Origin of the sequence: Bacillus sp. 3255, assembly GCF_031456485.1 — a bacterium.
GTDB lineage: Bacteria > Bacillota > Bacilli > Paenibacillales > NBRC-103111 > Paenibacillus_E.
Genome location: NZ_JAVDUS010000005.1, coordinates 352,154 through 375,857 on the forward strand (window position 1 = coordinate 352,154; position 23,704 = coordinate 375,857).

General features: G+C 39.2%; 24 protein-coding genes and 4 pseudogenes. 21 read left to right on the forward strand and 7 right to left on the reverse strand.

Features of this window, described 5'->3' with window-relative positions; translation table 11 throughout:
• The first annotated feature begins 13 nt into the window (after positions 1-13).
• The gene (locus J2X61_RS10405) at positions 14-979 is read left to right on the forward strand and encodes a copper amine oxidase N-terminal domain-containing protein (protein WP_310187663.1); all 966 of its coding nucleotides are present in this window, start codon (positions 14-16) and stop codon (positions 977-979) included.
• 532 nt (positions 980-1,511) lie between these two features.
• On the opposite strand, the pseudogene J2X61_RS10410 reads toward J2X61_RS10405, so the two are convergent.
• Positions 1,512-1,655: pseudogene (locus tag J2X61_RS10410) on the reverse strand (exosporium leader peptide); the annotation flags it as partial.
• A gap of 92 nt (positions 1,656-1,747) precedes the next feature.
• Positions 1,748-2,221 carry a CBO0543 family protein gene (locus tag J2X61_RS10415; protein ID WP_274471238.1) on the reverse strand — a complete coding sequence of 158 codons (474 nt, stop codon included), beginning with the start codon at positions 2,219-2,221 and terminating at the stop codon, positions 1,748-1,750.
• A gap of 192 nt (positions 2,222-2,413) precedes the next feature.
• Here J2X61_RS10415 and J2X61_RS10420 point away from each other — a divergent pair, with 192 nt between their 5' ends.
• The 18 genes and pseudogenes from J2X61_RS10420 to J2X61_RS10500 all read left to right on the forward strand — a co-directional run bounded on the left by J2X61_RS10420 (position 2,414) and on the right by J2X61_RS10500 (position 17,242).
• On the forward strand, positions 2,414-2,671 hold the full coding sequence (locus J2X61_RS10420; RefSeq protein ID WP_310187664.1) for a hypothetical protein: 258 nt from the start codon (positions 2,414-2,416) through the stop codon (positions 2,669-2,671).
• A gap of 123 nt (positions 2,672-2,794) precedes the next feature.
• Complete coding sequence (locus J2X61_RS10425) at positions 2,795-2,938, forward strand: sigma factor-like helix-turn-helix DNA-binding protein (RefSeq protein WP_310187665.1); 144 nt, start codon at positions 2,795-2,797, stop codon at positions 2,936-2,938.
• Between the two features lie 147 nt (positions 2,939-3,085).
• Positions 3,086-3,418 (forward strand): annotated as a pseudogene (locus tag J2X61_RS10430) (DNA methyltransferase); the annotation flags it as partial.
• An 885-nt stretch (positions 3,419-4,303) separates the two neighbouring features.
• Positions 4,304-4,444 carry an aspartyl-phosphate phosphatase Spo0E family protein gene (locus J2X61_RS36325; protein WP_396135426.1) on the forward strand — a complete coding sequence of 47 codons (141 nt, stop codon included), beginning with the start codon at positions 4,304-4,306 and terminating at the stop codon, positions 4,442-4,444.
• Positions 4,445-4,982: 538 nt separating this feature from the next.
• Positions 4,983-5,537: a DUF3231 family protein gene (locus J2X61_RS10435; RefSeq protein WP_274471241.1), complete on the forward strand. Its 555-nt coding sequence runs from the start codon at positions 4,983-4,985 to the stop codon at positions 5,535-5,537.
• Positions 5,538-5,885: 348 nt separating this feature from the next.
• A complete protein-coding gene (locus J2X61_RS10440; protein WP_310187666.1) occupies positions 5,886-6,365 on the forward strand; it encodes an LSm family protein in 480 nt (159 codons plus the stop codon).
• Between the two features lie 660 nt (positions 6,366-7,025).
• Positions 7,026-7,136, forward strand: a complete 111-nt coding sequence (locus J2X61_RS10445; protein ID WP_127455728.1) for a YjcZ family sporulation protein — start codon at positions 7,026-7,028, stop codon at positions 7,134-7,136.
• 364 nt (positions 7,137-7,500) lie between these two features.
• A pseudogene (locus tag J2X61_RS10450) lies at positions 7,501-7,730 on the forward strand (AbrB/MazE/SpoVT family DNA-binding domain-containing protein).
• A 307-nt stretch (positions 7,731-8,037) separates the two neighbouring features.
• Positions 8,038-8,826: a hypothetical protein gene (locus tag J2X61_RS10455; protein WP_310187668.1), complete on the forward strand. Its 789-nt coding sequence runs from the start codon at positions 8,038-8,040 to the stop codon at positions 8,824-8,826.
• A 5-nt stretch (positions 8,827-8,831) separates the two neighbouring features.
• Positions 8,832-9,293: a hypothetical protein gene (locus J2X61_RS10460; protein ID WP_274471244.1), complete on the forward strand. Its 462-nt coding sequence runs from the start codon at positions 8,832-8,834 to the stop codon at positions 9,291-9,293.
• 191 nt (positions 9,294-9,484) lie between these two features.
• Positions 9,485-10,048, forward strand: coding sequence for a PBSX family phage terminase large subunit (locus J2X61_RS10465; protein WP_274471245.1), 564 nt, complete (start codon positions 9,485-9,487; stop codon positions 10,046-10,048).
• A gap of 197 nt (positions 10,049-10,245) precedes the next feature.
• Positions 10,246-11,523 (forward strand): phage portal protein, encoded by a 1,278-nt coding sequence (locus J2X61_RS10470; RefSeq protein WP_310187670.1) that lies wholly within the window; start codon positions 10,246-10,248, stop codon positions 11,521-11,523.
• An 84-nt stretch (positions 11,524-11,607) separates the two neighbouring features.
• On the forward strand, positions 11,608-11,925 hold the full coding sequence (locus tag J2X61_RS10475) for a hypothetical protein (protein WP_310187672.1): 318 nt from the start codon (positions 11,608-11,610) through the stop codon (positions 11,923-11,925).
• A 420-nt stretch (positions 11,926-12,345) separates the two neighbouring features.
• Positions 12,346-12,646 (forward strand): annotated as a pseudogene (locus J2X61_RS36335) (phage holin family protein).
• The gene (locus tag J2X61_RS10485) at positions 12,643-13,350 is read left to right on the forward strand and encodes a glycoside hydrolase family 73 protein (protein WP_310187676.1); all 708 of its coding nucleotides are present in this window, start codon (positions 12,643-12,645) and stop codon (positions 13,348-13,350) included. Before J2X61_RS36335 ends, J2X61_RS10485 begins: the two are co-directional and overlap by 4 nt.
• Positions 13,351-13,541: 191 nt before the next feature.
• Positions 13,542-14,624: an endospore germination permease gene (locus J2X61_RS10490; protein WP_310187678.1), complete on the forward strand. Its 1,083-nt coding sequence runs from the start codon at positions 13,542-13,544 to the stop codon at positions 14,622-14,624.
• A 21-nt stretch (positions 14,625-14,645) separates the two neighbouring features.
• On the forward strand, positions 14,646-16,124 hold the full coding sequence (locus J2X61_RS10495) for a spore germination protein (RefSeq protein ID WP_310187680.1): 1,479 nt from the start codon (positions 14,646-14,648) through the stop codon (positions 16,122-16,124).
• Positions 16,121-17,242 carry a Ger(x)C family spore germination protein gene (locus J2X61_RS10500; protein ID WP_310187682.1) on the forward strand — a complete coding sequence of 374 codons (1,122 nt, stop codon included), beginning with the start codon at positions 16,121-16,123 and terminating at the stop codon, positions 17,240-17,242. The genes J2X61_RS10495 and J2X61_RS10500 overlap by 4 nt, the downstream gene beginning before the upstream one ends.
• 425 nt (positions 17,243-17,667) lie before the next feature.
• On the opposite strand, the gene J2X61_RS10505 is transcribed toward J2X61_RS10500, so the two are convergent.
• The gene (locus tag J2X61_RS10505) at positions 17,668-18,765 is read right to left on the reverse strand and encodes a copper amine oxidase N-terminal domain-containing protein (protein ID WP_310187743.1); all 1,098 of its coding nucleotides are present in this window, start codon (positions 18,763-18,765) and stop codon (positions 17,668-17,670) included.
• A 50-nt stretch (positions 18,766-18,815) separates the two neighbouring features.
• On the opposite strand from J2X61_RS10505, the gene J2X61_RS10510 reads away from it, so the two are divergent.
• A complete protein-coding gene (locus J2X61_RS10510; RefSeq protein WP_310187683.1) occupies positions 18,816-19,061 on the forward strand; it encodes a hypothetical protein in 246 nt (81 codons plus the stop codon).
• A gap of 103 nt (positions 19,062-19,164) precedes the next feature.
• Here the strand turns inward: J2X61_RS10510 and J2X61_RS10515 are convergent, their stop codons facing one another.
• Positions 19,165-20,256 (reverse strand): GerAB/ArcD/ProY family transporter, encoded by a 1,092-nt coding sequence (locus J2X61_RS10515; protein ID WP_310187685.1) that lies wholly within the window; start codon positions 20,254-20,256, stop codon positions 19,165-19,167.
• A gap of 821 nt (positions 20,257-21,077) precedes the next feature.
• Here J2X61_RS10515 and J2X61_RS10520 point away from each other — a divergent pair.
• Entirely contained in the window at positions 21,078-21,332 is a 255-nt protein-coding gene (locus J2X61_RS10520; RefSeq protein ID WP_310187687.1) for a helix-turn-helix domain-containing protein, read from the forward strand.
• A gap of 110 nt (positions 21,333-21,442) precedes the next feature.
• Here the strand turns inward: J2X61_RS10520 and J2X61_RS10525 are convergent, their stop codons facing one another.
• The 3 genes from J2X61_RS10525 to J2X61_RS10535 all read right to left on the reverse strand — a co-directional run bounded on the left by J2X61_RS10525 (position 21,443) and on the right by J2X61_RS10535 (position 23,704).
• Entirely contained in the window at positions 21,443-21,649 is a 207-nt protein-coding gene (locus J2X61_RS10525) for an alpha/beta-type small acid-soluble spore protein (RefSeq protein ID WP_310187688.1), read from the reverse strand.
• Between the two features lie 489 nt (positions 21,650-22,138).
• Positions 22,139-23,308, reverse strand: a complete 1,170-nt coding sequence (locus J2X61_RS10530) for a tyrosine-type recombinase/integrase (RefSeq protein ID WP_310187689.1) — start codon at positions 23,306-23,308, stop codon at positions 22,139-22,141.
• 3 nt (positions 23,309-23,311) lie between these two features.
• Positions 23,312-23,704, reverse strand: coding sequence for a hypothetical protein (locus J2X61_RS10535; protein ID WP_310187691.1), 393 nt, complete (start codon positions 23,702-23,704; stop codon positions 23,312-23,314).

Sequence of the window (23,704 nt, forward strand, 5' to 3'; positions counted from 1 at the left end):
AGGGGAATATTGTATGGGGAAATTTTCGAAATTTATATTAAGTTTAATCATTACAACATTGCTAGTATCTCCTTCTAAGTCTTTTGCTGCTGAGGAACCAGTAAGTGTTTTCGTCAATGGAGTTCAAATGAATTTCAATCAATTGCCGGTAGTTGATGAAGGAACAACACTTGTACAATTACGTCCAATATTTGAGAAAATAGGACTTACGATTGGATGGGATGAAAGCACACAAACAATAACTGGAACGGCTCAAGGGATAAAAATCGTTTTAAAGATTGATGACACCAATGCAATTGTGAATGAGAAAAATACTGTATTAGAAAAGACCGCAAGAATTATCAATGGAGATACTTTTGTTCCACTTCGATTTATAGGTGAAAGTTGCAATGGGGTTGTAACGTGGGATGAGAAAACAAATCGAGTAAACATTGTCATGGATAAAATTATGACACTTACAGACCCTTTTAAAGAATATCTCTGGGGTACTTCTATTGAAACAATAAAATCCAAAAACAGTCATTTAGAAATGTTAGTAGATTTTGATTATGTTGTAGGTTACGAAAATTATTCATTGTTTGATTTACCTGCAACTGTTTATTATCACTTTAAAGATGGAAAGCTCTGGCAGATTGCTTATAGGATTACTGACAAGGAATCGTCTTTTGAGTACTTTACAAAATTAAGACAAGAATTAGGTCAAGCTTATGGCAATCCTAAGTCAGAAGGATCTGCATTTACGAGTGAGAAAGCAGGACAGGCAATCAGCGAACAATTAAAAGGAAAGAGTAAGGATGAAGCTAATCAAATTATTTACAATGGAATAACTAATGGTGATATGTTTATAGGGGCAGATTGGGTAAGAGATGATTATATAGTTAATATGATGCTAAGTAATAGTGGGACAACTAAGAAGGATAAAACATTTATAGATATTTCAATTCGTAAGAATGGCATAGAATTTACTGGTTCTAAATAAATAAAAAGCCGCGAAAAGTGCGGCTTTTTTTCATTCTTTATATCACCATAAACTCACAATTCTCCTACCCTCCAGCCATTTTCACACATATCTCACAATGAGATTCAATGCCCCCACCTTCAAATATCTGTTCAAGGATCCCTTTAGTATTTCTTTGGTTAATGAAAGTTACCTTTTGGTGAATTTTCGTAAAGATCTGCTTCAACTTGAATCTTTTCAGACAATGTTTTATCCGTGACAAATTCTAACCCAATAATAGAGCTAGGCAGCATCTAAACAATGATCGTAAATCCAGTTAGTTAACCATTATAAAAAATATTAAAATGAATCTCTTCTTCATCGCGTTTTCTGAGTTCGTTAATAACTGAACTGACAGTATTAATCTCGGTTTCCCCGAACCCACTTTCAATCAACGAACCTATGTTTTTTAGAAATAATTCCACTTCACTGGCTTCTAGGCGGATCGACGCAACCCAATTCTCATCAAATTCATTGTGATTTCCATTTAACAAACTAGGTTGGGAATATCACTTTAAGGAATAAGGCCTATTTGGACTGCTATTCTATCTATTGCTTCTTGTACGGTAGACGGAGGAGGGGCTACCCAATTTGCTGGATTGCCAGGTGTATATGCTAATCTGAAAGCGTCATCCACTCTAATTAAAGTTGTACCAGTTTATCTGTTTGGATATAACATTTCTAACCTTTGTGCAGAATGGGCAAAAGAGAAACCAAATGACCATGAACAGCGTCAAAATGAATACTTAGTTACTTGTACATTTCTTTTATTTTTTTGAAAAACCAGAGATAGAACCAATATGAAATTAAAAGTGTGAAGGTTATAGAGATGAAACTCAAATACCATGTCCAATTTACATATTTAATTAATTCTGTGTGCTTTTCTAGAACGACTTCAATTATTGTTATCACCGTTGGGAAGCTTAATGTGTATATGGATTTAACTAACCATGACTTTTGTTTAGGGAAATGCACATTAAAAATAGCGCTCACAGCAGGGAAGATAAAAAACTCAAATGTAAAACTTGCTTTGTAGGCCATTTCTAGAATACCGACTGGGTATTCGATTAGCCCACCTTGAACAACTAAGGCTCCAAATAACCAGGTTGGTACTTGCATAAATAAAAAACTTAGAATTGCTTGTAGCAGGGTTTTCCGGTTAATAAATATTATCAGTAGAATGGCAGTAACGATCCATGCAGACCAAAGTATTATCATATCCATGAGAATGACCATCCATATTTTTAATACATTCATTATTATCCGAAATACAAAACTTTAATCCAGCACATTGAGGGACATAAAGAGTAGGCACAGTTTTAAAATAAAAAGATCCCCCGACTCCTAGCCAGAATCACGGGATATCAAACATATGTTCCTGTCACTTATATTAACACACTATGGAGGTGTGAGGGAATGGGACGAAATGATTTATCTGATGCTTACAAACAAACGGCCGCCATGCTGAGAAAGTTATCTGCAGAGAAAACAAATAAGATTAAAGAAATTGAGCAGCAAGAGGATATTCTTATTAAACAAGATGAGCTTTCAATACTACAGGCTGACAGGCGGGTAATTAATGAAATGGTATCTGATTGTGAGTGGACGATCGAGTGGCTAGAGACTGGGCGTCAGCCCGGTAATAAAAGAGGGATTGAGCGGCGATCAGCGTGAGAAGTTAATGGATCCAGTCCGAATGCAGGCTTACACAACGCAGAGTTCTGCAGGCAGTCCGGTCAACCTTTCTAACTGGCAGAGGTTTCAGATTGAGGATGCGTTATCTAGGTTAAGTGCTATGTGCTAGCTCATGGGGAGTGCTTCTCGTTCAGTGAGATTGCTGGGATGATTGGAATTAGTAAGGGAAGTGTGGAGGTTTATGTGACACGGGCTCAGAAGAAAATTTCAGACGATTTAAATAACAGCCTATTCCTTGTGGGATAGGCTGTTATTTATTCCATTGGTCCGCAGTGATATGACAATCGTTAAGGGTGAGAAGCGCTGGTGAGCAGCTAAGGAGGCAGGATTCACTGAACTTACCTGTGTCATTGTAGAATCAAGCGATGAAGAGGCTAAGCTCCCAAGCTTGCAGATGTTCAGAAGCTCATGGATGGCGTCAAAGCGGCGCTTGTTGTTACTGACCCGCCGTATAATGTGGCGGTGGAAAGTGACTCGGCCAAGTTGGCCGCAGATGGTCGAGGTACAATTATGAATGACGATATGCCCGCTGAGGAGTTTGCGGGCTTTTTAAATTCTGTATTTAATTGCTATGCCTCAGTTATGGACCCGAAGGCAGCTATCTATGTGTTCCATCCTTCTTCCTATCAAAGGGAGTTTGAAAACGCGATGAATGCGGCCGGCATCGTTGTTAGGTCCCAATATATTTGGTCAAAGAACGCTGCTTCCTTTGGTTGGTCACAGTATCATGAGTTAACAGGGATAGAGCCAATTCTTTTAGTTCGAGCAGAAGCTGCATAATTTTCGTGCTAATCATTGGATTAACGGGTAGAGTGTGCTGACAACTGGGGCTGTATGGGTGTTTTAAGATATACCGTCGGATTCCATCGACCGGCTATGAGCTATATTTGAAGCGAAACGACTATGTAAACAACATATGGAATAATGGATAATAAATAATAAAAATGCCGGGGAGCCCCCGGCATTCATTTATCCGATAACTACAAACGAAGAGACACCGGCGGGTACGAACCGGACCCGGAATAATGTTCCGTCGTTTCTGAAAATTCGGAGGATAAAAGGCCTGTTGGTCGGTGTGCGAACGGCAAAGAAAACCGCTGTGCCAAAACGATCGAAATTGACCGCTTGAACGAAAGTTCCATTCGTACGCCGGAGTACTGCAAAAAATCCGGTCGTATTAAAAGGTACTCCATTGAAGTTAGCCCAAATGACTGTAAACCGGGTGAGAGTTTGAGTAGGTTTCACAGAGCGGAATCTCGTGAGAGGCACTTTTTTGTAATTCCCCTTCAATGTTTGGGGAGGACGTATTGCCATTTTGAATCAACCCCTTCGTTATGATTAGATATTTAATGCAAGTAGGGGAGATTAGGACAGTGCGAATGCCTATTAAATTTGGCGGTCTTTTTTATTCTTAATCAATGCAAAAAAGGAGGATTCGCTAACGTCCTCCTCTGCCACCGGACAAAAGTCTGCTGCAAACGGCTCCCTTTTTCCTATGAAATATGCTTCTTTGATTTTGGTGATTTTGGAAAAATAAAGGTTAGTGGGGACTAATAGTAAAATAGTCCCAAAATCAACAAGAAGGGGCAAATTGATTTGGACCTTGCTAGCTTGACAGAAGAAATTGAGACACTTAGACAACAATTGGTTCATATGTATTTGGAGGGTATCTCAATGAATAGTGATGTAATCGTATGCAAGTCACAGGAGCTCGATATACTATTAAATGAGTTTCGTAGTAGATTTAAATAAACAAATTCTATAAAAATTTGATTAAGTGTTCTTAGTACTATTTTCGTTCGCATACACTTCTGTCTATAATACATGTAGACAAAGGAGGGCGATTTATAACTATGAATTGCTATTTCTGTGTTCAATGTAAACAAATTCATATTAATAATTATTCCGATCAAGAGATGATCTTTAAATCGGGCTTCCACTACGTGAATTCAAATTTATATTATGCTGGCTTTTGTAATAATCAAATTACCTTTTCTGTCCATATCATACAAGAACAATTGAGAAGCAACTCATTCCATTCGGGGTGAGTTTTTTTATTTAAAAAAGAAGGCCGCGCAAACGTCCTTCTCCCACATTGGAACACTCCAAGTGAGATCATATATGTTTTCTATGATATAAATAAGAGGCGGTATTATGAGTGGACTAGGGTTGAGCCGGTTCTTTTAGTTCGATCTGAGGCTGCGTAATGTTGCGCAAACATTAAACTAGTGAGCGTGATGGATTGTATAATTTTCATAAATAATGGAATACCAAATAAAGGGGTGAAGTCATGACAAGTATTCTAAAAGCTGTAAATAGTCTAATTAAAACATTTATTGATGATGAGCCAAAACCACCGTTACATGTAGGTGAGGTTATGGACCTTTGGAAATACCTTGTGTTTATCGAGGAAGCAATTGTTCTTGAACAAATTGGAAGGAATACTACAACCGACTCAGATTTGATTTCTTTACTTACTGATGCCATTGATATGTGCAGCACACATTCCAACCGGATTAAGAAATTTATGGAGGAAGAGGGAGTGCCAATACCTCCTTTACCTGAAGATAAAACGAAATCAAGCCCAAATGCTGTCCCAATGGGTGCGAAAATGACTGATGATGAAATAGCGAATATTCTTTCGGCAAAATTGCTTTTGGCATTTAAAGAATGTGCAAGAAGCATGACTGAAACATATCGGAATGATATAGGACTTAAGTGGGCTGGTTTTATGCTCGAACATGCGAAGTTTGGTGCGGAATTGAAAACAACAATGAGGAAGCGAGGTTGGATTAAGGTCCCACCTCAATATTTTCCGCCAGGGCTACCTACAGAAATTAATTAGATACAAAGTAAGCCTTATACGTTTTAGTTAAAGAGGAAAGCTGTTCATTAATAATATAAGTCGCCTATTTGGCGGTTTTTTTGATGTCATAAATAAAAGAAGGACGCGCTAACGTTTTTCTAGTCCCCGGAATATTCCCAGTGAGATCCTGTATTCTGTGATGTTATTAAGAAGAGATTTTATGAGTGGTCTGGTATAGAGTCGGTGCTTCTAGTTCGAGCGGAGGCTGCGTAGTTTTCGTGCTACCAAAGAATAAATAAATTTTGTCCTAAACGCATAGTCCGTACTTGTCTGTTCAACATATGATGGCAAGAATAACTATGATGATTAGAAGGAAGAGTGACCAGTATGAAAACTTTACATCGGTCCAAAAGTAAACACAGACGCGTGGATAAAGGACCAAAAGCATTATTTGGTGCGTCGGCTACTATTTCAGCACAAGCACAAGCTAACTTAGGAACACCGGTATACGTAGTCCTTAAAGATGGGTCTTTCTATTATGGCATTCTGAAAGAAATTGGAGCCGATCAAGTCATTCTTCAAGGATTCAAAGGAAATCAAAAGATTTCTAAGAAAAAAAGGAATTCTAAGGTGCATATCTCTGGTTTAGGTGGCTTGGGTAACATGCTTGGGCTGTTAGGTGGCGGGGGGCTTGGAGGATTGCTTGGAGGAGGTTTATCTGGTGGATTGTTTGGTGGGCTTGGTCAAGGTGCAGCTACTAACACTGCTGGGGTAGGCGGTTTATTTAGCAACTTGGGCAGCTTTATGAAGCTTGGGATGGGTGTCATTTCGTTTATCACGCCATTAATGAAAAATTTCTCAATTTAAGTGCTTAGCTGCTACCTGAATTTAGGAATCGCTTTTTTTATGCGATTACATTCTCTCAGATGTAAAAAGCATAAATTACGATACATTTTTGTGTTCCTCAGCGCTTACCTTCGATGGTATACGTCCATCATCACATCAGCTTTTGTATGGTAATTCCTTAATTCCATAAAAAGAACAACGAGAAAAAACGGCCGCAAAGTAAAATACGGGCAGTTTTTTCTCGTTGTTCTTACTATAAAAGAAGTCACCCTTAATCTTAATCTCAGGGTGACTTCTTTATGGTAATTGAAGGTGACACATGACATGAGTAGCCTGCTGGGGCTCAATATATAAGATTCAAGTTTTAAAATAATGCGTGGGCACATAACGGGAATTTGCGGTAATTATTTTTGGGTGTTATAAAAAGGTATTTAACCCGGTATTGAATGAGCCGAACACTGTTCGATTTAATTGCTCGGGTATTTTGAAAAATGCAGATCGGGTATCCAGTGGTACAAATTCATAAGCACATACATAGCTGCCGTCACCGACTTCCGAATTCTTTATTATAAATGCTGGCCATCTAAACACTCAATATGGTACATTCGTCCAATCACTCACTAGTTAAAGAACATAATCTATACCGTAATGAAAAATCACGACCGAGGGGAATGAGTACACATGGGAGCAGTAGGTTATGGTGGTAGTTGTGCAGGTTATGGTAATAACGCAGCAGCTATTTTGGTTCTTTTTATTCTTTTAGTTATCATCACATCAGCTTTTGTATGGTAATTTCTTAATCTAACTGAGAACAACAAAAACGGTCCTATCGCGAACAGATGCGAACACAGGCCGTTTTTTCTCGTTGATAATCCTTAATATTAACGGGCTGCAGAGAAAATGGGGTAACTTCCTTTGTGTTCGCTAACGCTGAATGTTAGTTAAATAACATGCATAAAGGAAGCCTCTTTGCGTAACAGCGCAAAAATCATTGCAGTGAAGGTACACTTTTTTTCGTTTTTCTAATTTTTCAATTGTAATAATATATATAACACATTACTGATTAATTTAGGGGGAAAAGTCAATTGTAAACTTCGCTGACCTACAACATTTCTTTAATATCCGATGATCGCCAGGGCTAAATCGAGAGGTGATTATGTTGAAAACAACAGGAATTGTACGCAAAATAGACCAATTAGGACGTATTGTTTTGCCGATTGAACTAAGGAAAATAATGAATATTGATAATAATGATTTATTAGATGTTTTTCATGATGAGAAAGAATAACAATAAAGCGATATGCCCCAGCTTGTGCATTTTGTGATAGTACTAACGAGAATGTTTATTTCAAAGGGAAATTTCAACCAAGGGACGCAGAACGTTAGCGTTCAATAAATGCAGCGGAGTGAATTTGGCGTTTTTTTATTCTTAACCATAGCAAAAAAGAAGGACGAACTAACGTCCTCCATAGCTACCGGAACACTCCCGGTGAGATCATGTAGTTTTCTATGATATTCTAAATAAGAAGTGGTACTTTGAGTGGACTGGGGTTGAGCCGGTTCTTTTAGTTCGGGTAGAGACTGCATAAATTTGTTGCTAAACCATTGAACGAACGGAAGCTTATAAAGTCATGTATAAATACAGTGTATTTTTGGAAACATATGTCTCAAAAAGGTTTGTAATGGTGGATAGATGAACAACTATACAAATGACAATACTGCTAGAAGATATAAGGCGCATGTTAGTGTCATGGGAACAACTCAACTACATTTAAGAAATCCTTATATTATTGCCTGGTGGTCCGCAGCGTTTCCGGGATTCGGGCACATGTTATTATCAAAGTATCTTAGGGGGTATGCATTATTTATTTGGGAAGTTGCTGTTAACATCAATGCTCATGTAAACTCATCAATGATTTATTCATTTCAAGGAAATATACACATGGCTAAAGAGGTATTAAATACAAGGTGGCTTATTATGTATATTCCTGTTTACCTTTTTGCTATATGGGACAGTTATCGGACTACAGTAGATATGAACAGGGTTTATATTTTAGCCGAACGCGAGGAACATCGTTATAATTCATTTTCATTAGGCGCTTTAGAAATTAACTACTTGGACAAAAGAAATCCGCTTGTTTCTGTTATGTGGTCAATGTTTATCCCAGGCTTAGGACAGCTCTACATTCATAGGATTTTAACTGCTCTTTTTGTCATTGCTTGGTTAGTTGCATTTTTTTATTACTCGCATATTCAGGAAGCTATTGTACTCCTGTTTTTAGGAAAAGTTCAAGATGCTACTTCTGTTTTAAATCCAGAATGGCTCCTTTTTATTCCTTCGCACTACGGATTCGCTATTTATGATGCATACATGAATACTGTTGAGAATAACAAACTTTTCGAGAAAGACATAAGGAATCATTTAACCGAAAATTATCATTCCAAGAATTTCAAAATACTAAAAAGACAAAAAGTGAAGTGATATCTTTGCAACTGTTTTCAACCTTTGAAACCCATGGATTTTTAGAATTGGCAGTTTTAACGTTAGAAAAGAAAGGGATTCCAAAAGAAAGTATTTTTGCTGTTCCCCTGGATAATAGAGCAGAAGACCGTAAAATTTTTGATACCCTTCATCGCTCAGATGGTACAAGCCTTGTTGACATCGGCATGGGGTTAGCTACTGCATTTTCAGTCATTGGAGCGAGTATTGGATTTAAATTGGCGTGGGGACCAATCTATTGGGGACTGATCGGTGCGTTTGTTGGATTTGTTCTTGGTTTTGCTATTCGTCTGTCTATGGAACTGGTGATAAAGAAAAAGAGAAGACTTCTAAAGGACAAACATTCTGAAATCATTTTAATTATTGATTGTGAAGACACACAAGCTGAATTAATTGAGAATATCCTTTGGAGTCACTTTGCCTTAGGAGTAGCGAAAGTACAAGTTTAATAGAACACAGGCTTGAAATTTACAAGATAAATAAACAGGGCTAAGTGTATTCCGCTCACTTGGTACGATTTTGTCTAGGGACGTTAGCTCAATAACAAATATGAGAACGCCTTTTGTTTTATTTAAGTTCATAAATAAAAGAAGGACGCTCTAACGTCCTCCTTAGGTACCGGAACACTCCCGGTGAGATCATGTTTGCCGTTGCAGAAGGTGCCATCTATGAGAACTGGCGTGAAGAAGAGTTTGAGTGGCGTGACATTGCGAAGCTGCCAGGTTATAAAGCCATATTTGGTCTGGATTTTGGTTACACGAATGATCCGAGCGCTTTTGCCTTGGTCCATAAGGACTTGAAGCGAATCTATATCTTTGATGAACACTACGAGGGGGCTCTGACCAATGACAAGATCGCAGAGATCATCAAGAAGAAAGGCTTCTCGAAAGAAAAGATTATTGCGGATTCTTCGGAGCCTAAGTCCATCGACGAGATTAGGGGTTATGGGATTAATCGGATCCGGGCTGCTGAGAAGGGACCGGACAGTGTGATAAACGGTATTTCGTATCTTCAGCAGTATGAGATTATTGTGCACAAATTTAAATGTCCAAATGTCAGTGTGGAACTGTCCAGTTATGTTTGGGACCAGGACAAGACCGGGCGCTTCTTAAACAGGCCGATTGATGATTTTAACCATGCTATGGATGCTCTGCGCTATGCCATGGAACAGATCCGAAAAGGATCGGGTATTTCTTTTGATTAATTATAGCGAAGTGAGTGAGAATTGACTCCAGAAATGCAGACTATTGCAGCCATTCTCCGAGCCGGCGCCGCGTCTGCCATGAGTATTGAGGAAATTATCCATCAGGAAGTCAGCGATTGGCAGAGAGATCCGTTACGAAAGTTGATGTTAATCGGCCAGCAATACTACGGATTGGATAACGAAGTATTAAAATATAAATGACCATCGGGGAAGGCGGCGCCTCAATCGAAGCCAACAACCTGGCTAACAATAAACTACCGCACGGGTTCATTCGAAAGCTCGTTGATCAGAAGGTAGGCTATCTGCTTAGTAAGGCACTCAGCATTCAAACTGAAAATACAGCCTATGAAGACTTGTTAAAGGATTTCTTTAATAAGTCTTTTTTGCGCCTATTGCAGTCTGTTGGCCGTGAGGCAATAAACAAAGGAAAAGCTTGGGTTCATATCTACTATAGTCCAACCGGCAAGCTATCTCTTAAAAGAATTCCTTCTGAGGAGTGTATTCCTCTCTGGCGCGATGCTGCACATACGGAGCTCGATGCACTTATACGTGTTTATGAGGTTGAAGTGTACGAAGGTAAAACCAAGAAGGTCATCAAGAAGATTGAGTTTTGGGACACAGCAGGCGTGAAGAGATTCGTTCTTGATGGGGTAGGCATGACACCTGATATTGAAGCCGGCGATAGTGGTACCCACTTCACACTCGTTGAAGGAGAAGACAAACAAGTTCCTTTGAATTGGGAAAGGGTGCCATTTGTCTGCTTCAAATATCATGAGGACGAGCTAACGCTAGTGAAATTCGTTCAGGCTTTGGTGGATGACTACGATCGAAAGAAAAGTGATAATTCCAATAATCTAGACGACTTACCAAACAGTGTCTATGTTATCAAGAACTATGATGGACAGGATCTAGGCGAGTTCCGGCGTAATCTTTCGGTGTTTCGTGCGGTTAAGGTAATGGATGATGGCGCCGTAGAAACACAATCTTTAGACATCGATACCGAAGCCTACAAGACTCATCAAGAAATGAACCGTAAGGATATTTACGAATTCGGACGCGGCGTCGATACGCAGTCTGACAAGTTTGGAAACAGCCCTAGTGGAATTGCCTTAAAGTTTCTTTATCAGGATTTGGACCTGGACGCTAACGATATTGAAACGGAATTTCAGGCGAGCCTCGAGCAGCTGCGATGGTTTATTGACACTCACCTTGCTAATAGTGGTTTGGGGGACTTCTCCGAGGAGTCGGTTGATTTCATTTTAAACCGTGACATTCTCATCAATGAAATGGATACCATCACTAATGCGAAGAACAGCGTAGGTGTGATTTCAGAAGAGACCATTGTAGCTAATCATCCATGGGTGACGAATGCTCAGGACGAAATGAAGAGATTGGAATCCGATCGGATGAAAGCAATGGATGATCTTGCCTATGAAGCAGTTCAAGACGGTATTCTCCGATGGTCTAGAGCATAAGAACGCCTTGATTGGGCGATTTTGGGCAATGAAGGCTGCCGTACTAGCAGCATCGTCTATTGAGGAAGTTGAGGGGATTGTATGGTGAATTTACAACCATGTGATGTGATATTCGTCAAACGTCGTCGTGATCCAACTTTAGAAGATAGATTAATCGGTAAGCTTGTCAAATGGGCTACGAAGAGTGAATACTCTCACGTAGCCTATTTAGTTTGTCCGGGCGTCACTTTTGAAGTTAACCCATGTCAGCGTGCAGGTTATGGTTCGCTTTATGAGTATGCAGAATTCGAAGTAAAACGACTTATGTTTAGCCAGGCAGTACGAGATAGAATTTTCTCAGAAGAATCCGAGAAACCGAAGGAAGTAAATATGAATGGGGAGAGGTGTTCGCGCTTCTGTTAAGAAAGAGGCTAGGGATACCGGTATTTTACGATAAATTCAAAAACATTCGAATGTGCTGAGGAATTATCTAAAGCGGTCTACGAAGAAACTGGTATCCGAATAATTGATCAATCAACAGGGGACTGAGTCCTCAGGATTTATGGGATTCGCTGTTTTTAGAAAAAGTGAGAAGTGAGTTGGAGGTAGTAAGTACAGAGAATTGATACACCCGACATCCAGATTTACATCAAACTAGCTTATTGAAGATAGAAAGAGGGTAAATATATGTCTATTAAATTTATTCTAACCAATATTACATCTGCAGCATTTGGTGCAACCGGTAAGGAATCAGTTTTTGGGAGTGTTGTTGCCGCCGCTGGTACGTTTATTGCTGCTGCAATGGGGGGGGGGGATATTGCGATCCACCTCCTCGTTTATTTAATGATTGCTGATTATGTGTCCGGGGTTCTGGGAGCTATTAAAGGAAAAAAAGTTAACAGCGATATCATGTTTTGGGGGGGGGCGTAAAGGGATTGTTCTGCTTGTTGTATTTTTAGTAGTACTGCTAGATCAGTTTATTGGTGGAGATGCACCGATTTTCAGAACTTTGGCCATTTATTTTTATGCTGGTCGTGAAAGGTTATCTCTTATTGAGAACTTTGGTACACTAGGTGTTCCATGGCCGCCAGCTTTCCAAAACATGCTTGAGCAATTAAAACAGAAAGGCGATGGTCAGAAATGACCAAACAAAGTTTTATTGAGCAAATTGCACCTGCAGCAGTTGAAGACATGATAAAAACTGGTGTACTTGCAAGTATTACTATTGCACAAGCTTGCCTGGAAAGTGCATGGGGCCAATCGGCCCCTGGCAATAATTTGTTTGGAATTAAGGGCAGTGGCACTACTCAAACCACACAAGAGTTTATTAATGGCAAATGGGTTAGCATTGAGACTGGTTTCCGTGTATACAATGACTGGATTGGTAGCATAGAAGATCATTCTGAATTTCTCTTGCAAAATTCTCGATATCGGAAGTCGGGTTTCTTCGATTGTTGTACTAAAGGCGATTATGCCGAGGCGGCACGTGCATTACAGTCTGCTGGATATGCCACTGATCCGCAGTATGCAGTGAAATTAATCAGGATTATTGAGGGTAACAACCTTAACAATTACGATCAGGAGGCTGATTCTATGTTAGAAATTATTAAAGGGCTACAAGATCAAATTTTAGACTTGCAAGGCCAATGCCTAACGCTTTTAAATACGGCTGAAGCACATATCGAAAAAATCAACGTTCTCGAGGATCAACATTGCATGCCGGTTCCAGACTGGGTAAAGCCTGCCGTTGATGCCGCTGTAAGATGCAACTTAATTGATTCTCCGGACGGTCGGAGCCACGATTTTTATAGCCTTCTGACCGTGTTCCACCGCAAAGGAATTATCTAAAATAAGCCCTCGTTCCAATTACAGGAGCGAGGACTTAATTTCTACTACAACCATTAGTGTCCCAATGTAACCCTCGGGACACCATCCATTTCATTCCTTGTTATTAAACTCATAGTGACATGGGATATTTTACCCAAAATGGGCAAACTATATAGAAATCAAGTTCACTTCATGTCAGGGGGGATTCATTCATGATTCAAAAGAATTTGCCCTTTGCGCTCGTCATGATGACTTTATTGATGTCAGTCGGTCTAATGAATCACGTTCAAATGGTCCCTTTAATATTGGAGACGGTACAAAGGGACGCTTGGATCAGTATCGTAATATTGACTGTACCCATCTGCTTATTCATGATTCCGGTTTACTATATCTGTAAAAAAACAAGCGGACGTAACATACAAGACTGGATTAAGGTCAACTACGGCTTCATACCGTCCCTTCTTTTTCGGAGTTCATGGATTGTATATTTTACTTTTTTTGTCTTCGTCGCGGCCAAAGATACGGTCATGTGGACGCATGTCTCCTACTTACCACACACCCCTGTGCTTGTTATCGCACTATTCTTATGTGGTGTATCCGCGATTGTCAGCGTTTTTGGTGTACGCATTATTATGATTGCATGTGGCATTTTTTTGCCGACCGTGTCTTTGCTTGGTTTCTACATTTCCTTTGCGAACATTCCGCATAAGGATTACTCCAGTATTTTTCCCGTCCTTGAAAATGGTTGGAGTCCTATTCTGAAAGGGCTGATTTATGTAGGCGGCGGATTGTCGGAGTTGGTCATCATCATATTTCTAAATCAGCAAGCTTCAAAAAAATCATTTTTTTATTATTTTTTACTTGCTCTTCTGTTAGTCTGCCTGGCTTTTGGTCCGACTTTAGGCTCGATCAGTGAGTTTGGTCCATTGGAGGCTGCCAAACAACGATATCCATCTTTTGAAGAATGGCGCCTTCTACGTATTGGGCATTTTATCGAGCATATGGATTACTTGTCTATTTATCAATGGATCACTGGCGCATCCGTTCGAATTTCACTTGGCATCTGTCTAATCCTCGATCTTGCTAATTTGAATAAACGGCAAACTCGAGCATTAGCCGCTTCATTGATTGGTATAGGATTCATATTGGCTAACCTACTACATATCAGTGATTATGAATTTTTGTTATTTTTACGGCATTGGTATTTTCCAGCGGTATTACTATTCCATTTGCTGATCGTCGTGATACTGCTCGGTCTTATCGCTCTACGGAGACAAAAGAACGTAACAACATAGTCTAAAAAAGGTGGTACACCTATGCTGAAGTCAGACAAGATCACCATCGGTTCTTTAGAAGAGTACTCCATCAGGCAGCTGTTCAAAAACAGCCACGATGTTCAAATCGATAACGTACTGATGAATTTTCGTCATTCATCGCATAGCGTGATTTTAATCTACTGCAACGGCATAGCTGATTCCAAGCAAATCAATAATTATGTCCTGCTTCATCTGGAGGGCATGATAGAACTTCATCCGGACGAACAATCTCTCGAGTGCTTCGGTCCTTTACGATTGAAAAAGCTGAATGGGAATGACAACGTTGATACCCTAACAGCTGATGTTTTTACTGGAACCTTAATTATTTATTTAGAAAAATCACAAACCTTTTATTCTCTGGAAATCGCCAATGCTCCGAAACGTAATCCTGAGGAATCCGCATCCGAGGTTTCAGTAAAAGGGCCGCGTGACGGTTTTACAGAAGACTTGGCAACCAACGTCGCCTTGGTTCGACGCAGAATTAAATCAGCCACAATGTGTGTTGAATATTTCACTGTCGGCAGAAGAAGTCAAACCAAAGTGGCATTACTGTATGTAAATGATATTGCAAATGCCGATTTAATCCAAGAAGCTAAAGAACGTCTTTGTAAAATTGATGTGGATGTGCTGCATAATAGCAGTCAATTGGAGGTCATGCTTGCTGATAGTTCGATTTCTTTATTTCCGCTAATCGACTACATCGGGCGTCCGGATTATGTTACTGAAAACTTAATGGTCGGTCGGTTTGTTTTTTTAGCTGATGGCTCCCCTAACGCCATCATTGCTCCTGTCACGTTTACCGAGATTCTCAAAACGCCAGAGGATCTCTATTTACCTTTTCAATTTGTTACCCTTGAAAGACTCCTTAGAATATTTGGTTTTTTTATAGGTACACTATTGCCGGGCTTCTGGATCGCATTGTCCGCCTTCAATATCGACCAGATCCCTTTCTCCCTAGTGGCTTCAGCAAAAATAAACAGGACTGGTCTTCCTATGCCATCCACGCTTGAAGCGTTTCTAGTGGTTAGCATTTTTGAAGTGTTCCGGGAAGCAGGCATTCGTTTACCTAAATCGGTCGGTCAGACGGTTGCCGTTGTCGGCGGGTTGATCATTGGGGACATGTCTGTAAAAGCCGGTCTTACCTCTCCAATCATGATCGTGGTCATATCGATATCTACCGTTGCATCGTTTATGCTGATCAACCAAAACTTAAATGGGACTGCCACCATTTTTAGATTTTATGTTCTTCTCATGTCCAGCTTTTTTGGCATATTTGGGTTTATCCTTTCCTTTATCTGCATTGTCTTTTATATGTCCGCCTTGGAGTCCTTCGGCATCCCTTACTTGTCACCATTGTCTCCACCGCTTTGGAAGGAATTGATTCCTGCTTTAGCGAGAAAACCACTATCTCAAATGAAAAAGAGACCAAGTTTTCTGCAACCAAAAGATTCCAACCGTCAAGGAGATGATGCTTCTTGAACTTCAGACGTATCGTTGTGTTGATTCTAGGCTGCAGCCTGATCCTCACCGGTTGTTGGGATCGAAGAGAGCTTCAAGATACCGTGTTCGTAGCTGCAATTGGCGTTGATTATAAAGACGGACAATATCTCGTATCTACCCAATTAATTAATTTCAGTGGGGTTGCCAAGCGTGGGACGGGAAAAAATGCTGGAGAAAGCACATGGATAGGTACGGCATCCGGTAGTAATCCCTTTATCGCTTTTCAAAATTTAAATCAAATGACATCCCAGCAACAGTTATATTTAGGACAGGTGACAGCTCTTGTCTTAACCGGCCGTGCGCTTAAACAAGATGTAGAGGGCATTCTGGAAGCATTATATCGTTATCGGGAGCTTCGTTATACTGTCTGGTTATTTGGGACCGAGGAGCCCATCACGCCATTGTTTGGTTCAGATGCTCTACTTGGGCTCTCGCCTGAGCTGACCGTCATCCATAATCCTAAACCCGCTGCCGCCAAAGTAGCACGAACTCGGCCGGTTTCTGTGAGACAATTCCTTAAGGCTTATAGAGAGCCTGGGGAAACGGCGTTTATTCCCTCTCTATCAATACATAACAAGTGGGAGACAAAAGAAAAACCGATACCTGTAGCCTATATCGATGGACTCTATGCTTTTTATCAAAAAAAGTTCAAAAGTAAATTTCTGCTTTCTGATGTAGAAGGAATTCGTTGGATGAACAAACCTTCAGATGAGGTCCTGCTGCAGGTGAATGGACAGAAATTTCAAGCGACGTGTATGGTGAGAAGTATTCATCATAGCGTGAAGTGGATTTATGCGGAAGGAGAGCTTCAATTTATTCTGGATTTAAAAATAAAAGCCAGCATGGAAATGGGTAATGGTCAGTTCTCCAGAGAAGAACTGAGGGCGGCTGCTGACAAAACGATACGAAATGAAATCATGGAAACCTTTCAACTGGGTAAAATATCCAACACTGATTTGCTGAATTTGGGGAAGGAAATGTATAAATACGATCTTCGCCTATGGCGAGAAGTTTACCGTTCACCAGAAGTCAAACCTGCATTGAAGGTGAATATCCAATTGTTCCTAGAGCATTCGGGAACTTATAAGGCGGGATAATATGGTAAATCGTACAAATTGACAATATCCAGCCAGGTTGGATAAGTGAAAACGACTTTAAGCAAAACTAGGGACGTTATCCAGTAAACAAGGAGCAGACAGCCAAGGAGGTAGAGACCTGGATTTAGAAAATGATTGGCAATGGAAGCTACTTGGAAATGCTTTGGATAGTCTTTATAGAAAGGGATTGATCTCAGATTACTTATTGGCTGAAAAAGCATATACTCGGAGGTTGGCACATTCTTAGCTTACTTGGTTAAATACAGTTGTATTCGCACGACAAGATTGTATTGAAGTGTAGTGATAAAAAGCCTTCCGTCTTAAGACGGAAGGCTTTTATTGTATTCTTAAGCTATTCTGCTCTAAGTACCGCTAGTTCGAAAGACTTGTCTGAATATAAGTTCTAGTTGTTGATCTATTGGTTGTCATACACCATGAACACGCGGTTCAACATGCGTTACTTCTAAAACTTCTCCAGTTTCAATGTTAATAACAGCCTTATACCCGGTCCACTCTTCAATTATTTCAAGGTACTTTGTTTTTGGAGTCTCCGCAAGATTGAAATTATCAACTCTAAAGGCAGTTTTGACTGTGTAATCTTTTATGAAAGTATTCCTAGTAAGTGCTCCCCAATAATGGATCCCGGTATCCAGGAAAACAATTTCTACGTTTGCATCAAATTCCAAGTCATCATTTGGTGTAACTTCACCACTTAAGAATACACGATATTCATCAAAGCTAATTTTAGAAATTTTAAATAAAGCGTCGTAGCGATCATATTTAAATTCTAATGGTTTTGATAATGTTATTTCTCTCTTTTCTAGCATCTCTAGCTTCGGTAAAGTTGTTTTTGTAGGTGTAGGTTCAAGTGGAAAAGATTGATATTTTTGATCAATTGATCTACGGTAATCAAATCTATCTGGAATACCTGGTGCATAATTTGAGAGGCTAATAACTTTAATTATGTAAGAACCATAATTAATTTCTTTTTCTAATTTTTCTGGAGTATCAGCAAAGCCCTGTTGGTAAACCATCCTATAGTCTCCCATTGCCGCCTCGTGCCGATCACTTCCCTCGATTTTAAAATAAAGAAATTCTTTTCCGACTGTTCCAACTCTATTTAGGCGATCGCCCAAAAGAGTTACTTTTAATTCAGGAGTTTCATAAACGATGACATTTCGTTTATTATATATATCCAATTCAATTGAAACGGAGTAATCATTCGCGTTCCAACCAACATTTGCACCAAATGCTTCACTCACAAAGCGTAGTGGTACATATGTAGAATCATTAATGATTTGTGGCGCAACTTCTAACTCGTATTTATTTCCATTAACTAAAGCCAAGTTTTGTCCAATTTTCAACTCTACTTTTACGCTTTTATCTACATTAAATGCTGAGACCTCTTGTGTTTCACCGTTCCAAGAAACTTCAGCTAAGAGAGCCTCAAAGATACTTCGTAATGGAATTAAAGTGTTTCCATCCTGAAATTCCTCAAAGACCGGCAGTATCTCTCGATTAATATTTTATTAATTGGCTGGACATCCTTTATATAGGGAGTGTGAAAATTCACATGAAACTTAAACTGATCATATGCCTACTAACAATGATTGTGTTTACAGGGTGCAATCAAATAAAAATGCAAGAGTCTCCAACGCAAAAAGATGACGAAGATGTTCGAAATACCCCAAAACCTACTTCGTCAAAAGAAAGATCATCATCAGAAGATTCGGGAAATACATCAACCAAAGATGATTCTACACCTGAAGCTCCTTCATCTGAACCAGATTCAGATTCACCTTATCCAAAGCCCTGGTAACAACCCAGGTAATAATGGCTCAGTCAAGCTTAGTTAAAGTTAATTATGTTAATTCACAATTTTGATACTCGTCTGTACCAACAAGGCAAAAACGACTGACCATTTATGCATAATGTCGCCCACGATACTTGTGAATCATTATGGAAATAAATAGAAAAATTGGAAGTATAAAAGCAATTGCAACTTCCGTATATCCAAATATACTTAACCATTTTTCCAGTTTATCGAGTGTGGAAGGTAGGACGATTAGAACCGTTAAAGCGAGAAGTCCTAATAGAAGCATAGGCCATCGGATCTTATTGGAAGTTGGCAAAAGCCATTTCATGGTTTCAACGGCAGACCAGCTGTATAGAACACTTGTGATGAGAACACGAAATAAAATTAGCGTATAGACAAGGTCATCAATTCGTTTTACAAACGGAAGCTCTACGTACGATAGTAAATTAAGAACTGGATACTTTAAATGTTGCAGTTGATGGAAACTAAAAAAACTAAAGCAAATGAGAGCAACTAAAATATAAGAAAAGGTAGTAATTGCATTCCCAATGAAATAAGCACGCATTAAGTGAGTTTTTTTATTAACATAAGGAAAAAGAAGTAAACATAGTTCATAACCTAGAAAAGCTACATATATATCAAGACAACCTTTGAAGGAGTGATCGGCTTCTTTAAACCAAAAAGTTGTCATTCTCGAGATATCTAGATATTGAGCGTTAAAAGTAATGAGTGTGACATTAACAGCAATAGTAACAGCAAGTGGGAGAATAACAAAATTTGAGATGCTAAGTATACCCTTGAGGATCAATAAGAAAGCAAGGAATTCAAAAACCAGATATAGATAGGCTGTATGAATTACCGGAAAGGTTAGTGATTGAAGAATTAGAATATACTCTTTGCTTATCATGCAGCCCAGTCCCCCCAAAATCAGGACTAGCGCAGTAAACAAGGGAACTAGAATAAATTTAGGGAAAGTCGATTGTGCAATTTCAAATAACGAGAGGCATTGGCTATTGCGATGTACAATGGCGATCAAAAGTAAGTTGAGCATGGAAATACCAGAACAAATCAGCAAGGCGGCCCAGCCATTAGTACCAATGTTCTCGGAAAGAAGGCGCGGTAGGCTGAAAGCGATCACACCTGTTTGAGTGAAGGAAGCCATCCAGATTGTCTGAAAATAAGGTAGCTTTCCAGTCATGGTGATTTTTCTCTCCTCTATGATTGAATTTTTTGGAAACTGTTTTTTGAATTTAGATAATCCATTGACACGCGCTCGGATGATCAAATCTAAACAATTACTGGACTTGACATGTGCATTAGGGAGGAGATCATGGTTCGTATGTAATGTCCGACATTTATGAAGGGACTATAATGTTTATTTGCACAGAATGTTAAAAGGTATTATGCAGTTTTTGCCAATCAACTATTCACTTTTGGTAAACAATGTTATCTTAAACGTAAACTAACACCTTGTCATTTATGTCATACATATGACACATGCTATCACTGCAAGATTCTAGTCTAAGCCCTTTACCAAGATCAACCACTGAAAAATTAAATTCCAATATGTGATGAATCATTATGCAGAAGAGGTGGGTTGGTTGAGGGAAGTTGTTAGGAAATGCACGAACCTAACGAAAGCCCGACGGCATCCTCGGGCTTTAATTTTTATTTTATATAATGAAAGCAAAATTTTAATAGCTCAAAGAAGTCATCGGATAAGCTAGCTGGTATGTAGGAATTTCCAGGAGGGTAATTGGAGTCAGGCGAATCTTTAGAAGAGTGACGTAGGAGACTTGTTTGGTGAAAGTACATATCATTATGAAATCATGACGATATAAGATGGGTAACAACTGACGAATTGAAAAGTTTTGATTTTGCTACTGCAGATGTACCTTTCGTAAACAAATTAATGAGTTTGAAGTAGAAGCAGTAAAAAGAAACTTCATGGTAGAAAAATTTAAGTTTCAAGTTTGCGTTCGTATTTTGTTCGCATATAATATCCTCGAGGTGAAATTTATGCTTCCAGATATAGAACGAAAAGTTTTAGCCATACTTAGAAATTTCACCGCCATGCAAAGACGTCTTCCTACATTTAAAGAACTAAGTGTTAAAACAGGTAAGCATGAAAGTGAAATACGGTACATTCTTAACCAGTTGCAAGTATCCGGGTATATTGAATGGGATGGAGTTGGTGCTCGCAGTATTCTTATCCTTAAGGGATGGGTTGACCCACCGCCTTCAAATAATGGTTCCTTTATTGGGAAGTATTAAGATGTTTTATTTGAGTGATAAAAAACGGAAAAATAAAAAGACTTCATTGCACCATAAGGAGGATAGGTGACTAGAAGTCTTTTTTGCAAGTTTGCTTCTACATACTAAGATTAGCGTTGAAAGCCTTGGAGTTGCTGCTCAGCCATTTGCACTAATCTTTTTGTGATACCGCCACCAATAGAGCCTGCATCGCGTGTAGCGAGATTTCCATTGTATCCTTGTTGTAAAGGTATTCCCAACTGTTGAGCTACTTCAAATTTCATTTGATTTAAAGCTGCTTTTGCCTGAGGAACAACTAATGTGTTACTGTTTGCCATGGAAAATATCACTCCTTTTCTTGGTGTAAATATATCATGTGGAATGGAAGGAATTCTTATGCATTTAAAACCTCGAAATGATTAACGGCTAGGTTTGAATATAATCTTTATCATAATTTCAATTGTGAAGTTTTGACTTTAAGACGATTTTTTTTGTCTTGTTTTAATTTATTTGGTCAGCAAATGGTCACCAAGTGCAAAAATAGCTTGCTGTACTACATAGTTTTTACCCTCTGTTATACTCATTCAAACCCTTACCAGACAAGAATTACACGAAACTGTCCCATAAAATAATAACGACGGCCCTTTTACGGGCCGTCTCATGGGAGAAGAGAGCAAGAGCTTTTGTAATGTCCTGTTATAGTCCGGAAAAGCCTCGATACATAAGGGTTTTCGAAAATGGAGTAGGAATCAAAATGATGAATTTGGGGACGAAATGAAAAATTTCGTCCCCAAACCGTCCCCAACTTTTTGGGTTTCCAAACTGTACTAATCGCTGTTTTTATCAGTAAAGAATGAATCGAATTTGCTTGCCGCGGCTTGATCTGCAGACTGTATTGCATGTCCATAAACATTCATGGTTGTTGAAATATTGGAGTGGCCGAGCCGGTTGGAAATGATCTTGGCATGAACGCCTTGGTTAATAAGAAGAGTAGCAGAAGTATGGCGAAGGTCATGGAATCTTATGTATTTCATTTGGGGATACTTTCTAATAAAGCGACGCCACATATCTCCAGGAGTCTTCGTGTAAAATGGCTTACCATTCCAGCTGCTAAAAACAAAGAAGTGAGTACCGGCTGCCCATTGTTCTTCAAGTGCATCTCGATCGTTTTTACTTTGATCATAAAAACTTTTTAGTTCTTGAACTACAAAACTGGGTACCGAGACTTTCCGTATTGAATTTTTAGTTTTCGGCTCTTTGATGATTGGTTGTCCGTCTTTAAACATTGGAATCGATTGCTTAACATCGATAATGCCGTTTTCTAAATCTACATGCTTCCACTCAAGCCCCAAAAGTTCGCCGCAGCGTAGACCGGTTGTAAGTGCAAGGAGGATCAAAACCCGGAATAAAAGTTTTTCATCCGACAAGGCCTGAATTAACCATCGAACTTCCTCATCGTTGTAAACGTCCATCTCCTTTGATTTCTCTTTTGGCTTAGTTACTCCTTTGATTGGATTATCCTTAATAACTTTCCAATCAACTGCCTTTGAAAAAATGCTGCGGATAACACGGTAATTATAAACGATCGTGGAAGAGGAAAGAGTACCTTCGCCTTTAATGCGGTTCTCTGAATGTAATTTTTCTAAGTAATCGATGATGTGCATCGTTTTAATCTTGTTCATATGCAACTTTCCAAAATAGGGAAGAATCCGCTTATTGACATGGTAAAGATAATTCATGACTGTTTTTGCTTCTAAGTTCTTTTCGACGAACTTTGTTTTCCATTCTTGGACGAAAGACTCGAATGTTTGTTTCTCGGGGGCAATATACTCGCCAACTTCAAATTCAATTTGAAACTTGGCAAGCTCTGCTTTAGCTTCTTTCAAAGTAGAGACTCTTACCGTCTTGGATTTTTTAATTCGATTACCTAAAGAATCATAGCCGGCTTCAATAATTAATCGAAATGCATTTTTCCCTCGCTTCTCAATACTAGGCATGTCCTACCTCCATTCATAAAAAGGCTTTACATCCATTTGCATGATTTCTTCAATATCCCCCATTTGAATGATAAATTGCTCAATATCACTGTACTCGAACGTCAACCCCTCTTGATATTTCATCTTCTCTAAACGACGAACAACACTATGTATGTCTATCCCGAACTGATTAGGGCGCTCAGGATTCATCATTAGATCCTCTAAAAGAATAGAGACGCTCATTATATCCTCCGAGTAATCATCGGCTATCTTAGGACGAAATGGAGCTTCTAAAGGGATGAAGAGCTGGTTCTTATGCCAGGCTATTTTACCTTGGCCAAAAAAGATATTTAATTTATCTGGTACTGGGTGAAAATCTTCGGGATGTTCTGAATAATAAACCGATAACTTTGCCAC

Bases quoted from the DNA above. Each gene is read 5' to 3' on its own strand.
- J2X61_RS10405 (WP_310187663.1), top strand. From the start codon at position 14: ATGGGGAAATTTTCGAAATTTATATTAAGTTTAATCATTACAACATTG.
- J2X61_RS10415 (WP_274471238.1), bottom strand. From the start codon at position 2,221: ATGGATATGATAATACTTTGGTCTGCATGGATCGTTACTGCCATTCTA.
- J2X61_RS10420 (WP_310187664.1), top strand. From the start codon at position 2,414: ATGGGACGAAATGATTTATCTGATGCTTACAAACAAACGGCCGCCATG.
- J2X61_RS10435 (WP_274471241.1), top strand. From the start codon at position 4,983: ATGACAAGTATTCTAAAAGCTGTAAATAGTCTAATTAAAACATTTATT.
- J2X61_RS10440 (WP_310187666.1), top strand. From the start codon at position 5,886: ATGAAAACTTTACATCGGTCCAAAAGTAAACACAGACGCGTGGATAAA.
- J2X61_RS10445 (WP_127455728.1), top strand. From the start codon at position 7,026: ATGGGAGCAGTAGGTTATGGTGGTAGTTGTGCAGGTTATGGTAATAAC.
- J2X61_RS10455 (WP_310187668.1), top strand. From the start codon at position 8,038: ATGAACAACTATACAAATGACAATACTGCTAGAAGATATAAGGCGCAT.
- J2X61_RS10465 (WP_274471245.1), top strand. From the start codon at position 9,485: ATGTTTGCCGTTGCAGAAGGTGCCATCTATGAGAACTGGCGTGAAGAA.
- J2X61_RS10470 (WP_310187670.1), top strand. From the start codon at position 10,246: ATGACCATCGGGGAAGGCGGCGCCTCAATCGAAGCCAACAACCTGGCT.
- J2X61_RS10485 (WP_310187676.1), top strand. From the start codon at position 12,643: ATGACCAAACAAAGTTTTATTGAGCAAATTGCACCTGCAGCAGTTGAA.
- J2X61_RS10490 (WP_310187678.1), top strand. From the start codon at position 13,542: ATGATTCAAAAGAATTTGCCCTTTGCGCTCGTCATGATGACTTTATTG.
- J2X61_RS10495 (WP_310187680.1), top strand. From the start codon at position 14,646: ATGCTGAAGTCAGACAAGATCACCATCGGTTCTTTAGAAGAGTACTCC.
- J2X61_RS10510 (WP_310187683.1), top strand. From the start codon at position 18,816: ATGAAACTTAAACTGATCATATGCCTACTAACAATGATTGTGTTTACA.
- J2X61_RS10515 (WP_310187685.1), bottom strand. From the start codon at position 20,256: ATGACTGGAAAGCTACCTTATTTTCAGACAATCTGGATGGCTTCCTTC.
- J2X61_RS10520 (WP_310187687.1), top strand. From the start codon at position 21,078: ATGCTTCCAGATATAGAACGAAAAGTTTTAGCCATACTTAGAAATTTC.
- J2X61_RS10525 (WP_310187688.1), bottom strand. From the start codon at position 21,649: ATGGCAAACAGTAACACATTAGTTGTTCCTCAGGCAAAAGCAGCTTTA.
- J2X61_RS10530 (WP_310187689.1), bottom strand. From the start codon at position 23,308: ATGCCTAGTATTGAGAAGCGAGGGAAAAATGCATTTCGATTAATTATT.